The 12853-nt window shown below is 70.7% G+C and carries 13 protein-coding genes; 5 read left to right on the top strand and 8 right to left on the bottom strand.

Translation table 11 applies throughout. The features are described from left to right. Together BV453_RS15055 and ftsY are read right to left on the bottom strand one after the other, a co-directional pair. Complete coding sequence (locus BV453_RS15055) at positions 1–501, bottom strand: DUF2004 domain-containing protein (RefSeq protein WP_060922216.1); 501 nt, start codon at positions 499–501, stop codon at positions 1–3. A 43-nt stretch (positions 502–544) separates the two neighbouring features. Further along, positions 545–1417 (bottom strand): signal recognition particle-docking protein FtsY, encoded by an 873-nt coding sequence (gene ftsY, locus BV453_RS15060; protein WP_025103328.1) that lies wholly within the window; start codon positions 1415–1417, stop codon positions 545–547. A 28-nt stretch (positions 1418–1445) separates the two neighbouring features. On the opposite strand from ftsY, the gene BV453_RS15065 reads away from it, so the two are divergent. Then, positions 1446–2123 (top strand): alpha/beta hydrolase, encoded by a 678-nt coding sequence (locus BV453_RS15065; protein WP_249521954.1) that lies wholly within the window; start codon positions 1446–1448, stop codon positions 2121–2123. Positions 2124–2235: 112 nt separating this feature from the next. Here the strand turns inward: BV453_RS15065 and smc are convergent, their stop codons facing one another. Next, positions 2236–5781 carry a chromosome segregation protein SMC gene (gene smc / locus BV453_RS15070; protein ID WP_249521955.1) on the bottom strand — a complete coding sequence of 1182 codons (3546 nt, stop codon included), beginning with the start codon at positions 5779–5781 and terminating at the stop codon, positions 2236–2238. A gap of 521 nt (positions 5782–6302) precedes the next feature. Between smc and BV453_RS15075 the strand changes: the two genes are divergently transcribed. The 4 genes from BV453_RS15075 to BV453_RS15090 all read left to right on the top strand — a co-directional run bounded on the left by BV453_RS15075 (position 6303) and on the right by BV453_RS15090 (position 9887). After that, a complete protein-coding gene (locus BV453_RS15075) occupies positions 6303–6587 on the top strand; it encodes a hypothetical protein (protein WP_025103325.1) in 285 nt (94 codons plus the stop codon). A 109-nt stretch (positions 6588–6696) separates the two neighbouring features. Beyond that, positions 6697–7776 (top strand): GNAT family N-acetyltransferase, encoded by a 1080-nt coding sequence (locus BV453_RS15080; protein WP_249521956.1) that lies wholly within the window; start codon positions 6697–6699, stop codon positions 7774–7776. 99 nt (positions 7777–7875) lie between these two features. Continuing rightward, positions 7876–8571: an ABC transporter ATP-binding protein gene (locus BV453_RS15085; protein ID WP_249521957.1), complete on the top strand. Its 696-nt coding sequence runs from the start codon at positions 7876–7878 to the stop codon at positions 8569–8571. Then, on the top strand, positions 8568–9887 hold the full coding sequence (locus BV453_RS15090) for an FtsX-like permease family protein (RefSeq protein WP_025103322.1): 1320 nt from the start codon (positions 8568–8570) through the stop codon (positions 9885–9887). Before BV453_RS15085 ends, BV453_RS15090 begins: the two co-directional genes overlap by 4 nt. Before the next feature lie 51 nt (positions 9888–9938). On the opposite strand, the gene mutM is transcribed toward BV453_RS15090, so the two are convergent. The 5 genes from mutM to coaD form a co-directional block, all read right to left on the bottom strand. Then, on the bottom strand, positions 9939–10802 hold the full coding sequence (gene mutM / locus BV453_RS15095) for a bifunctional DNA-formamidopyrimidine glycosylase/DNA-(apurinic or apyrimidinic site) lyase (RefSeq protein ID WP_025103321.1): 864 nt from the start codon (positions 10800–10802) through the stop codon (positions 9939–9941). Beyond that, complete coding sequence (gene rnc / locus BV453_RS15100) at positions 10795–11487, bottom strand: ribonuclease III (protein ID WP_060923098.1); 693 nt, start codon at positions 11485–11487, stop codon at positions 10795–10797. The genes mutM and rnc overlap by 8 nt, the downstream gene beginning before the upstream one ends. A gap of 10 nt (positions 11488–11497) precedes the next feature. Next, positions 11498–11707, bottom strand: a complete 210-nt coding sequence (rpmF, locus tag BV453_RS15105; protein ID WP_013586329.1) for a 50S ribosomal protein L32 — start codon at positions 11705–11707, stop codon at positions 11498–11500. 2 nt (positions 11708–11709) lie between these two features. Further along, positions 11710–12204 carry a DUF177 domain-containing protein gene (locus tag BV453_RS15110; RefSeq protein ID WP_025103319.1) on the bottom strand — a complete coding sequence of 165 codons (495 nt, stop codon included), beginning with the start codon at positions 12202–12204 and terminating at the stop codon, positions 11710–11712. Between the two features lie 136 nt (positions 12205–12340). Further along, positions 12341–12838 (bottom strand): pantetheine-phosphate adenylyltransferase, encoded by a 498-nt coding sequence (gene coaD, locus BV453_RS15115; protein ID WP_025103318.1) that lies wholly within the window; start codon positions 12836–12838, stop codon positions 12341–12343. Positions 12839–12853 lie beyond the last annotated feature (15 nt).

The following is a 12853-nucleotide window of genomic DNA, read 5'->3' on the forward strand; positions in this document are numbered from 1 at the left end:
TCAGTCGGCGCTCATGACCGACTGCACGCTGCCGTCGGAGCCCAGGTTCACGAGCAGCACGTCGTCGGTGGCGCTGTCGTCGAGCGCGTACTCCAGCACGGCGAACGGCTCGGAGCCGCCGTGCTCGTCCGCGAGGATCGTCATGCTCATCAGGCGCAGCGATCGGATGATGTCCACGGCCGCGTCCCCGGACACGTCGATGAGGACGTCGGGGAGGTCGTCGCCGAACACCTCCTGCTGCTGCAGGATGTACTCGGTCACCTCGCTCGTGCGGTCGTCCACCTCGGCGAGCATCCCGCGCCGTGCGGTCGCGTCCACGTTCTCCAGGCCGGCGATGAGCCCGGCGGCGATGTCGAGGGCGTCGGCGGAGACGTCGTCCTGGTCCGGGGCCGTCAGATCCACGGTCACGCTCTGGTCGCCGAGCTCGACCGTCTCCGACCAGAAGATCGAGCCGTCGGGGCCCGACGACAGCAGTCCGAAGTAGTCGTGTTCGATCGCCATAACGCTATGAAACCAGCCTGGTGCTCGGGGCGGAAGCCCTGTGTCAGCCGACCAGCGCCTGCACGAAGACGTGCGGCGTGAAACCGGTCAGATCGTCGATGCCCTCGCCCTGGCCGAGGAGCTTCACCGGGATGCCCGTGCGCTCCTGCACCGCGAGCACGAAGCCGCCCTTGGCCGAGCCGTCGAGCTTGGTGAGCACGAGACCTGTGACGCCGGCGTGCTGCAGGAAGGTCTCCGCCTGCATGACGCCGTTCTGCCCCGTCGTCGCATCGAGGACCAGGAGCACCTCGCTGATGGGAGCCTGCTTCTCCACGACACGGCGGATCTTGCCCAGTTCGTCCATGAGGCCGCCCTTGGTGTGCAGGCGTCCCGCCGTGTCGATGATCGCGATCTCCATACCCTCGCGCTTCGCGTACTCGACGGTCTGGAAAGCGACGGAAGCCGGGTCCTGGCCTTCCTGCTGCGGGCGGACGATCGCCGCTCCCCCGCGCTGGGCCCAGGTGGCGAGCTGGTCGACGGCGGCGGCACGGAAGGTGTCGGCGGCGCCGACGACCACGCTCCGCTGGTACCCGCGGAGGAACTTCGTGAACTTCCCGATCGTGGTCGTCTTGCCCACGCCGTTCACCCCGACGACGAGGACCACGGCCGGGCGCTCGGTGAGCTTGAGCGTGGTGTCGAACTTCGCGAAGTGCTCCTCCAGGGTCTCCCGCAGCATGCGCTGGAGGTCCTTGGGGTCGGTGGTGCGGTACTTCGCGACCTTGTCGCGCAGCTCTTCGACGATGCGCTCGCTGATGTCGGGGCCGAAGTCCGCCGTGATCAGCGCCGTCTCCAGGTCTTCCCACGTCGTCTCGTCGATGGTGGGCTTCACGAACATGCCGCGCAGCGCGCGACCGAGAGACCAGGACTTCTCTGCCATGCGTCCAGCCTACGGGTAGCATCCAGGGATGCACCGCGCGCCGCTCCCGCACCGGGTGTTCCTCCATGGCGCCGGGAGGCGCGGCACCGCCGCATGGCCCTCGCAGGGTCCGGAGTCGGGGACCTTCCTCAGCTTCCCGCCGGAGTCGTCCGTCGAAGCGCAGGCGGGCGCTCTCGTCGAGGAAGAACGTGACCGGACGCCGCTCCTGTTCGCCCACTCCATCGGCGCGGTGACCGCCGTCCGCGCCCTCGCCGACGGTCTGCGGGTGTCGGGCCTCGTCCTCGTCGAGCCCGCCCTGTACGACATCGCTCGCGGTGACGCACCGATCGAGCGGCATATCGCCGTGGTCACGGAGGCGCGATCACGCGCGGCCGAGGACGACCTCTACGGCTTCTGGTCGATCCTGCGCCCGCTCATGTTCAGCGGCCCGCTGCACCGCGAGTCCTGGCCGGACGAACGGGCGGTCGCGGAGCACTGGGCGACCGCGAATCTCCCCTGGGGACACGGCATCCGGGAGCATTCTCTCGCCGGGGTGCCGACCCTCGTGGTCACCGGCGGCTGGAACGAGGAGTACGAGCTCATCGCCCGACGGCTCGTCGATGTCGGGGCCGAGCACATCGTCCTCTCCGGTTTCGCTCACCGCCCCCAGGACCACCCCGGGTTCCCCGCCGCCGTGACCGCATTCGAACAGTCCCTCACGATGTGACCCGCCCCGGGTCCGTCCGAGCACAGCTTCGGGGACCGCGGGCGACACGCCGGATCCGACCGTCGACACGCCAGGTGGGGGCCACGATCTCCGCAGTCGTGCCCGGGGTGAGTCAGACGGCGGCGGCGGCGCGGTCGCCGACGCGCTGCCCGACCACCGCGGAGACCCCGTCCTGACGCATCGACACGCCGTAGAGCGCGTCGGCGATCTCCATCGTCCGCTTCTGGTGCGTGATGACGAGGAGCTGGGAGCTCTCGCGCAGCTGCTCGAACACCGTGAGGAGCCGGCCGAGGTTCGCGTCGTCCAGGGCGGCCTCGACCTCGTCGAGGATGTAGAACGGGCTGGGGCGCGCCTTGAAGATCGCCACCAGGAGCGCCACCGCGGCCAACGACCGCTCGCCGCCGGACAGCAGCGACAGCCGCTCGATCTTCTTCCCGACGGGACGGACCGAGACCTCGATCCCCGTCGTCAGCATGTTCTCCGGATCAGTCAGCGAGATGCTGCCCGTGCCGCCGGGGAACAGCAGCGGGAAGACCTGACCGAACGCCTCCTTGGTGTCCTCGAACGCGCTGGCGAAGATCGTCTGCATGCGCTCGTCGAGGTCGGCGATGATCGTCAAGAGGTCCTGCCGGGTCTGCGTCAGGTCCGCGAGCTGCGTGGTGAGGAAAGCATGGCGCTGCTCCAGGGCGGCGAACTCCTCCAGCGCGAGCGGGTTGACCCGCCCGAGCTGGGCGAGCTTCCGCTCCGCGTCCGCGAGGCGCCGCTGCTGGATGCGCCGGTCGAACGGGATCGCGGTGTCGTCGAGCAGTTCGCCGTCGGCCGGCTCCGCCCCGGGATCCCGCGGTACGAGCTGATCAGGACCGTACTCGGCGACGAGCACGTCCTCGTCCAGCGAGAGCTCCGAGGACACGCGCTCCAAGAGGCTGTTCAGGTGGAGCTTCTTCTCGTGGATCTGCAGCTCCAGGCCGTGCACGCTCTCCGTGAGCCCGGCCAGACGCTCCCGCAGCGACGACTCCTGGGCGCGCAGAGCGACCAGTTCCTCGTTCTGCGCCGACCGCGCGGCTTCCGCCTCCGCCAGGGCGACACGGGCCTCGGTGACCGAGCGGTCGAGGGAGTCGAGGATGCGCGGCAGCTCGTCCACGACTCCGGACGCCGCCTCGCGCTGCGCCCGGCGGATGACAGCGCGGCGGGCGGCCTCCGCGGCGGCGTCCCGCTCCTGCTCGCGCTGCCGCTCCAACGCGGTCACCCGGGACTGCGCGGCACGGACACGCTCACGCAGGGTCTCGACCTCCAGGCGGGCGCGGACCTCGCCCTCGCGGGCGCGCTCCAGCGCCTCGAGCAGTCCATCCCGCGCCGACGCGTCGAGCACCGGACGCGGCGCCGCGACGGCAGCGTCGAGCTCCGCCTTCGCGGTCTCCGCCTTCGCCTCCGCGTCCGCCACGGCGGCCTGCGCCTGGGCGAGGCCGGTCTCGAGACGGTCGCATTCGGCGACAGCGGCCTCATGGCGCACGGTCACCTTGTTGACCTGCTCCTCGTGCGTCGCGAGGGCGGCGTCGTGCTCGCGGAGCGCGCGCAGCGCGTCCTTCGCTTGCCGCCGCGTCTCCTCCACGGCCTCGTCGGCGTCGATGCGCGCCTCGCGCAGGGAGTCGACGACGATCTGGATCTCGGTGAGCCGCTCGGTCGCGGCATCGCGCTCGGCCGCGAGTTCGAGGCGAGAGCGCTCCCCTCCGGAGCCGGTCCGCAGCGTCTGGGCGGTGATGACGTCGCCCCCGGTCGTCACGATCGTGGTCGCGGTGTCACCTGCCGCGTCCAGAGCGCGCCGTGCGGCCCGCGCCGCATCGAGGTCGTCGGCGATGAGCACATGCGCCAGGATCCCGAGGACGCCGTCCGGCGCGGTCACCGTCTCGGTCGCGGCGATCACGCCGTCGACGGCCGGGTGCGGCGCCCGCTCCCTCGGGGCCTCGGCGACCACGAAGTCGACCACCCCACGGCGGCGCTCCGCGGCCTCCGCCGCCAGGATGAACGCGTCCTCCGCGGAACCGACCAGCACACCCTCGGCCAGCGGACCGAGCACGGCCGCGATCGCGGCTTCGTATCCCGCCCGCACCTGCACGGCATCGCCGACGAGACCGCGGATTCCGGGGCCGCCCTCCGCGACGATCTCGGCGGCACCTCCCGAGAGCGACAGCGCACTGCTCAACGCGGCGGCCTTCGCCGTGAGGGCGTCGACCTCGCGCTCCGCGGCGTGCAGGCGCTCGCGAAGGCTCTCCCGTTCCGCCTCCGCCGCCGTCGCCGCACGCTGAGCGCTCTCGTAGGCGGCGGCATACTCGACGGCCGTGCCCTCGGGAGCTTCCGCGTCGTCGATCGCCTCCAGGGCCTCTTCGGCCTCACGCCGCCGGGCGTGCGCTGCTTCGAGGGCGTTCTCCTGACGGAGCACCGCACCGCGGACGGCGGCCAGTGCGGACCCGGCCGCATCGGCGTTCCCGCGGAGCGAGGAGAGCCGCATGTCGTACTCGGAGACGAGCGCGCTCTGCTCCGCGATGTCGACGTCGAGAGTGTCCAGCTCGGCACGGGCGTTCACGACCTCGCGGCTGGCGGCGGCCGCGGCGTCCTGGGCGTCGCCCAGGCCGGAGGAGATCGTCTCGATGTCCTCCTTCGCCTCGTCGATGGTCGCCTGCGTGACGGTCACCGCGGTCACGGCCGCGTCGTCCTCCTCGGACCCGAGGAGCGCGAGGCGCTGGTTGGCGAGCGTGTACAGCCCGCGCATCCGCTCCTGCACCTGTTCGAGTCCGAACGCGACGCTGCGTGCCTCGTCGACCGCGATCGAGTTCTGGTTCTTCTCCAGCCGAGCGATCCCGGCGCGCACCGTCTCGGCCTGGTCGGACAGCACGAGACGCTCGGTGTGCCGCTCCTGCTCGGTCCGGGTGTGGTCCGCGAGGGCCGTGCGCAGCGCCACGACGTCGTCGGCGAACAGACGGGCCTTGGCATCGCGCACGACGGCGGCGATGGTCTGCGCCTCGCGCGCGATCTCCGCCTGGCGCCCGAGGGGCTTGAGCTGTCGGCGGATCTCCCCGGCGAGGTCGCTCAGACGCGTGAGGTTGGCCTCCATCGCGTCGAGCTTGCGCAGCGTCTTCTCCTTGCGACGACGGTGCTTGAGGATGCCGGCCGCCTCCTCGATGAAGCCGCGGCGATCCTCCGGCGAGGCCTGGAGCACGGTGTCGAGCCGCCCCTGACCCACGATGACGTGCATCTCCCGACCCAGGCCGGAGTCGCTGAGCAGCTCCTGCACATCGAGCAGACGGCAGCTCTCGCCGTTGATGGCGTACTCGCTGGAGCCGTTGCGGAAGAGCGTGCGGCTGATGGTGACCTCGGCGTATTCGATCGGCAGCGCGCCGTCGGCATTGTCGATCGTGAGCTGCACCTCGGCGCGCCCGAGGGGACCACGGGTCGAGGTGCCGGCGAAGATGACGTCTTCCATCTTCCCGCCGCGGAGGGTCTTCGCTCCCTGCTCCCCCATCACCCATGCGAGGGCGTCGACGACATTGGACTTTCCGGAGCCGTTCGGTCCGACGATGCACGTGACGCCGGGCTCGAACACGAAGGTCGTGGGCTGCGCGAACGACTTGAACCCCTTGAGCGTCAGGCTCTTCAGGTGCATGGGGCGACCGCTCGTCCGGGGAGATTCACGCCGCTACGCTACCGGAATCCCGCGGAACGGCCGGTATCCCGCGCGGTCGTCGCGGACCCCGCCTCCACCGCGACACGCCGGTGCTACCACGAACTGCTTGACGATCTCCTGAGAGTTTCGCTACGGTGGCCTCCGGATCGCCACACGAAAGGAGGTTACCGATGATGATCACTCAGCACACCGCAGAGGCCTTTGGCCTCGCCGCGCCCGCGCACTTTGCGCCGCGCCTCGCGGCATCGGTGACCGCCGGCGTCCGTCACGGCTCGCTCGGCTAGAACCGCAGCCTGGGAACGCAGGCCCGATCCGGGTCTTCTCCCGCCTGTTCTGTCGCGTCCCACCCTCTGATCCCCTCGGATCATGGATCCCCGCCGCCTCCGGCCTCCGCATTCCGCGGCTCCGCAGGCGCTGCTCTCGTCCGCACCCGCCGCGGCCGACGACTCGGTCCTGACGTGGTGCTTCCGCACCCATCCACCCCTTTCGAAGGAACCATCGTGAACATCACGCTGTCACGCAGCACCACCCATCCGCCCGATACCGAGGACCGCGAGGTCCTCCAGATCCCCCGCGACGACGAGCTCCGTGAGCTCGGCATCGCGGACCGCCTCTCGCTCCGGATCGGCCTCTGGCTGTTCCAGCGGGCGCAGCGGCCCCGCCGTCCGCGCCGGTCGTGGACCGTCGATCCCGGAGACCTGTTCCTCGTCGGAGAGCAGCGTCACCGTTCGGCCGCGGAATCCCACGCCCTCCTCATGTACGACATGCAGCGCGGAATGCGCTGACCGGGCGATGACGACCGCATCGACGCCGACCCGGCATCCGTCCGTTTACCCGCGGACGGGCGCCGGGACACCCGGCACCTCCTCCTCCCTCCGACACGAAGGACCTGACATGACGACCGCCGCACTGACGATCACGCCGCTGATCGTCCCGGCCACCCTCGACGATGCGAACGCCGCGGACTTCCGCGCGTACGGCGCCCTGAACCGACAGATCTGCGACGAGCAGGTCGGTCTCCCCGACCTCGCGCCGGACGCCGCGCAGATGCTGCCCAACTGGCAGGACGACTCCGATGCGCTGGACCTCGGATTCGTCGCCAGGGAGGGGGACGACATCATCGGCATGGTGACGGTGTCCTTCCCGCAGGAGGAGGACGCGCGCGCCGCCGAGCTCGATCTCCTCGTCCCGGCCGCCCACGCCGGACGCGGTGTCGAGGACGCGCTGCTCGACCGCGCCGAGGCCGAGGCCAGGGCGCGCGGCCGGAGCGTCCTGCAGATCTGGACCCTGCACCGGCCCGAGGAGGCCGATCGCATGCTCCAGCCGCGGACCGGCTGGGGACGGATCCCGGCGACACCGCTGAGCGATGTCGCCGAGGCCCACGGCTTCACCCTGGAGCAGGTCGAGCGCAACAGCGAACTCGATCTGCGCGCCGATCCGGAGCCCCTGCGCCGCGCGTTGGATGCGGCCCTCGCGGCCGCGGGGCCGGACTACCGCGTGGTCGAGTGGGAGCTGCCCACCCCGCCGGAGCTCCGCGACGGGTATGCCGCTGTCCTCGCCCGGCTGTCGACCGATGCGCCCAGTGGCGATATGGATTTCGTCGCCGAGGTGTACGACGCGGAGCGGGTGATCCGCCGGGATGCGCGTCTCACGGGCGCTGGTCAGACCGTCTCCGTGGTGGCGGTGGAGCACGTCCCCACCGGCACGCTCGTCGCGTACAACGAGCTGCTGATCGGCGCGGAGAAGTCCGGGACCACCCACCAGTTCGGGACGCTGGTCGCGAAGGATCACCGCGGTCACCGCCTCGGCACGATCGTCAAATGCGCCAACCTCCTGCGCTGGCGGGAGCTCGTCCCCGGGTCGACCGTGGTCTCCACCTTCAATGCGGAGGAGAACCGGCCGATGCTCGACATCAACGAGGCGATCGGCTTCGTGGCCGTGTCGTACGCAGGGGCGTGGCAGAAGAAGATCTGACGACGAGCGGTGGCCGTCATCCTCCCGGATGACGGCCACCGCTCAGCTTCATCCGCCGGGCCGACGACACCGGCACGGCCCCACGGCGAGGCTGGGAGCATGAACACTCCCGTGATCGAAGCCCACGCCCTCGTCAAGACCTACGGCGTCACCCACGCCCTCGCCGGTGTCGACCTCGCGGTGCACCGTGGCGAGTCCGTCGCCATCATGGGCGCGTCGGGCTCGGGGAAGACGACACTCCTGCATGTGCTGGCGGGAATCACCGCACCGGACAGCGGCCGCGTGGTCTTCCAGCCCTCGACGGGCACGGCCATCGACGTGACCGCGCTGGGTGAGGCGGCGCGCTCCCGGCTGCGTCGCGAGCGCTTCGGGTTCGTCTTCCAGCAGGGACTGCTGATCCCCGAGCTGACGGCGGTGGAGAACGTCGCCCTCGCCTCGATGATCAACGGCGTCGCCAAGAAGGACGCCCTCCCCCGCGCGGCGTCGTGGCTCGCGGCGCTGGGTCTCGGCGGTATGGAGGAACGGCGCATCGGCGAGCTCTCCGGAGGACAGGCGCAGCGCGTGGCCATCGCCAGAGCCCAGGCGACGGGTGCGGACCTCGTCTTCGCCGACGAGCCGACCGGCGCTCTGGATTCGCACACCTCCGCCGAGGTCATGGACGCTCTCCTCTGGTCCACGACCGGGCAGGGCCGCACCCTCATCGTCGTCACACACGACGCCGACGTCGCCGCACGCTGCACGCGCACCGTCGCCGTCCGGGACGGCCGCATCCTCGGCTCGGCGGTGAACGCATGAATCTCTCCGTCCTCGGCCTGCTCCTGCGCCCGGCTCCCGGCCAGCGTAGCGTCCTCGCGCTGCCGATCGTCGCCTTCGCGGTGGTCACGACCCTGGTCCTCACCGTCGTCGGCGGGGCCCAGGCCTTCTGGACCTGGACCGACGACGAGGCTGTTCTCTATCAGGGCCTCGCCGCCATCGCTCTCGTCCTGCTTGTCGTGCCGCTGACCTCGCTCGGCGGCGCCGCCGCCCGGTTGTCCGCGCGGCGCCGCGACGAAAGGCTATCCACGCTGCGGCTGCTCGGGGTGACCCCGGGTGGTGTGACGACGGCCACGGTGGTCGAGTCGGTCCTCGTCGCCGCCGCCGGCGCCGTCATCGGTATCGGGGGTCACCTGGCCCTGAGTCCGCTCATCGGTCTGATACCGTTCCGCGGCGAGCCGCTCGGCCTGGCTGCCGTCGTTCTCTCCCCGGTGATGATCGCCGCCGTCGTGGGCGGCGTCCTGCTGCTCGCCGCGGGCAGCGCCGTCGTGGGGCTGCGTCGGGTCGTGATCTCGCCGCTCGGGGTCCGCACGCGCACGGCGCCGACGAACGTGCACTGGATCCGCGCCGTCATCGCGGTCGCGGGCATCGCCATCGCGTTCGCGCTCATCAAGGTGTTCCCGATGATCGGCGGGGTCGTGGCGACGATCGCCGTGCTCGCTGCGATGTTCGCCCTCGCGCTGAGCGTCCTCAATCTGCTCGGTCCGTGGGTGCTGAAGGTCTCGGCGGGGCGCCAGCTCCGGCGGGCGGAGCGCCCGGAGCGGTTGCTCGCGGCCCGCCTCGTTCTCGACTCCCCGAAGGCAGCCTGGCGTCAGGTCGGCGGCATCGCGATGGCGAGCTTCATGGCCGTCTTCGCGGGCACCGGCGTCGCGCTCCTCGACACGATCGGGGCGAGCGACGATCCGTCCAGCATTGCGCTCGCGGAGGACATCCGCACCGGGCTCATCATCACCCTCATCGGGTCGTTCCTCATGGTGGCCGCCTCCGTCGGCGTGAATCAGGCCTCGGACGTGCTCGACAAGAGCGACCTGCACGAAAGCCTGCACCATCTGGGCATGCCCGTCGAGACCGTGGACCGCGCGCGCCGTCGCGCGATCATGTCGCCACTGCTGGTCACGGCGGTCGGATCCGCGCTGTGCGCTGCCGTGCTCGTGTTCCCGCTGGTGGGCATCGCGCTGATCGTCGCGCCCCTCTCGCTGATGACGATCGCGACTGTCGTCGCCGTCGGCATCGGTGTCGTGTGGGCGAGCACCTGGGCGACCCGCCCGCTGCTGGATCGGGCTTTCGCTCCGGCGTGAGACGGTGGCGGGCCGGGTCCGTCCGGCCCGCCACGCGCGACTCGGCCCCGGTCAGCGCCTCCGTTGGCAGCGCGGGCAGAAGTGCGAAGAGCGGTTCATGAAAGCGGCACGGGTGATCGGCGTGCCGCAGCGCGGGCAGGGCTTCCCTCCGCGCCCGTAGGCGTTCAGGGAGTGCGCGAAGTAACCGGCCTGCCCGTTGACGTTGACGTACTGGGCGTCGAAGCTCGTGCCGCCCTCGGCGAGAGCCTTCTGCAGGACCGACCGCACTTCCGCGAGCAGGCGATTCACGGCTCGGGTCGGCAGAGCGTCGGCCGGTGTCTCCGGATGGATGCGGGCCGCCCACAGCGACTCGTCGGCGTAGATGTTGCCGATGCCGCTCACCACGCCCTGGTCCAGCAGCACCCGCTTGATCGCGCTGTGCCGCCGGGCGAGAGCGGCCCGGAAGACCCGGTCGTCGAAGAACGGGTCGAGCGGGTCGCGAGCGATGTGCGCGACCTGTGTCGGGATGCGGGAGGGGCCGTCGGCGATGAGAGCGTCGACGGCAAGGGAGCCGAACGTCCGCTGATCCGCGAACACGATCGCGAGCTCGCCGTGCCGGGGATGCTCGATCCCGAGGCGGACGCGCTCGTGGCGCTCGGTCGGCGCGTCCGGCGCGCGGAGCAGCATCTGGCCGCTCATGCCCAGATGCGCGATCAGAGCGGAGTCGCCATCGTCCACGGGGAGCCAGAGGAACTTGCCGCGCCGCGCGGCCGCGGTGAAGCGGCGACCCTCCAGACGCTGGACGAAGTCCGCGGCTCCGGCGGTGTGCCGGGTGAGGGCGCGTTCGTCGAAGACGCTGACGCCCGTGATGACGGCATCCACGGCGGCCGGTGCGAGGCCGGAGCGGACGACCTCGACCTCGGGGAGCTCAGGCACGCTCGCTGAGCGTGCGCCAGGCGCTGAGGGCCGCGGCCATCTCCGCCGTCTTCTTGCTGCTGCCGGCGCCCGTCATGCGCACGTCGCCGACGGCGACGGTCGCCGTGAAGCGCCGGTCGTGGTCGGGGCCGCTGGCCTCGACCGAGTACTGCGGCGGCGTGGCGCCGAGACGGGCTGCGAGCTCCTGCAGGCTCGTCTTCGGATCCATCGCCGCGCCGTACCGCTCGGGGTCGGCGAGCAGCGGCTCGGTCAGACGCAGGACGAGCGCCGTCGCGGCCTCGGGCCCGGCGGACAGGTAGGTGGCGCCGATGACGGCCTCCATGGTGTCCGCGAGGATCGAGTCCTTGTCCCGCCCACCGGTCTGCTCCTCACCGCGCCCAAGCAGCAGGTGGCTGCCGAGATCGATGCCGCGAGCGACCTCCGCCAGCGCGACCGTCGACACGACGCTCGCCCGGCGCTTCGCCAGCTCCCCCTCGTCGAGTTCGGGGTGCCGCGTGAACAGCATGACGGTCACGGCCTGACCCAGCACCGAGTCGCCGAGGAACTCGAGACGCTCGTTGTGCGGGATGCCGCCGTGCTCGTACGCGTAGGAGCGGTGGGTGAGGGCCAACTCCAGAAGCTCCGCGTCGATATCGACGCGGAGCTTATCTGGGAGAGGCCTCGTCCCCCCGGGGACCTCCGTCACGGTTCGCGACTCAGACGTCGGCGACCTTGCGGCCCTTGTACTCGAGGAAGAGCTCGGTGCCCTGCGAGTCGGTGACGACCTTCGCCTGGTGCGGACGGCTGTAGACGACCTTGCCGTTCTCGATGGTCTTGACGAGCGCGGGGGCCTCGGCCTTCCACTGCGCACGGCGCGAGCGGGTGTTCGAACGGGAGACCTTGCGCTTCGGGGGGTTACCAGCCATGACTAGCTCTCTTCTTTCTCGGCGGCACCGCGTTCTGCCGTGCCGTCCTGGTCTGTGATCTGCTGGAGCGCGCTCCACCGAGGATCGATGGGAGCGGCCTGCTCCGTTCCGGTGCTCTCGGTCAGCCTCTCGCCTGTGACCGGGTCGAGCCCGAGGCAATCCGGCTGACACACCGGCTGAAAAGGAAGGGCCAGTACGGCCGCATCCCTGACGAGAGTTTCAAGATCCACGTGGTCGTCTTGAACCTCGAAGTCAGTTTCTTCCTCACCAGGATACGCGAAAAGCTCCTGGAACTCGACTTCGACGGGCCGAGCGATGTCGGTGAGGCATCGACCGCACACGCCGACGTACTCGCCCTCCGCCTCTCCGGTGACGAGGATGCCCTCGTGGACGGACTCCAGCCGCACGTCGAGATCGAGTTCCGAGCCCGCCTCGAACGAGACGATGCCCTCCCCCCACTGCTCCGTCAGGGGCACCGAGAAGGAGTGCTCGCGCATCTCCCCCGGGCGCCGGACGATGTCACGGACGGGGAGGACGAAAGGGCTGTTGAGTCGGGAACGCACCCCGCCATGCTACCCGGGTCACCGGTGAGGAGGGCCGGGAGACCGCCGGGAACGGGACCGTGGTCGCGGATCAGATACCGCGCGCGCCGGTGTCGAGGAACGAGGCGACAGCCGGCGGGACGAACGGCGAGACGTCGCCCCCGAGACCGGCGACCTGACGCACCAGCGAGCTCGAGACCATCGCATGCGCGGGGTCGGGCAGCAGGAAGACGGTCTCGATGTCGGCGAGGTGCCGGTTGACGATCGCCATGGGCGACTCGTACGCCACGTCGACCTGCGAGCGGATGCCCTTCACGAGCACACCGGCGTTCACGTCGCGCGCATAGTCGACGAGGAGTCCCATGCTCCAGGAGCCGATGACGATGTTGCCCGCCATGCCGTCCTCGGCGATCGAACGCTCCAGGAGGGAGAGCCGCTGCGCGATCGGCAGCATCGCCTCCTTGCCCGGGTTGTGCACCACGAGCACATGCAGCTCGTCGTAGAGGGCGGCCGCGCGCCGGATCACGTCGAGGTGACCCAGGGTCGGCGGATCGAAGGAACCCGGGACGACGGCGATCCGGCTGCTCATGGAATTCAGCCTAGG

The sequence above is a fragment of the Microbacterium sp. ER1 genome (assembly GCF_023383675.1).
Lineage (GTDB): Bacteria > Actinomycetota > Actinomycetes > Actinomycetales > Microbacteriaceae > Microbacterium.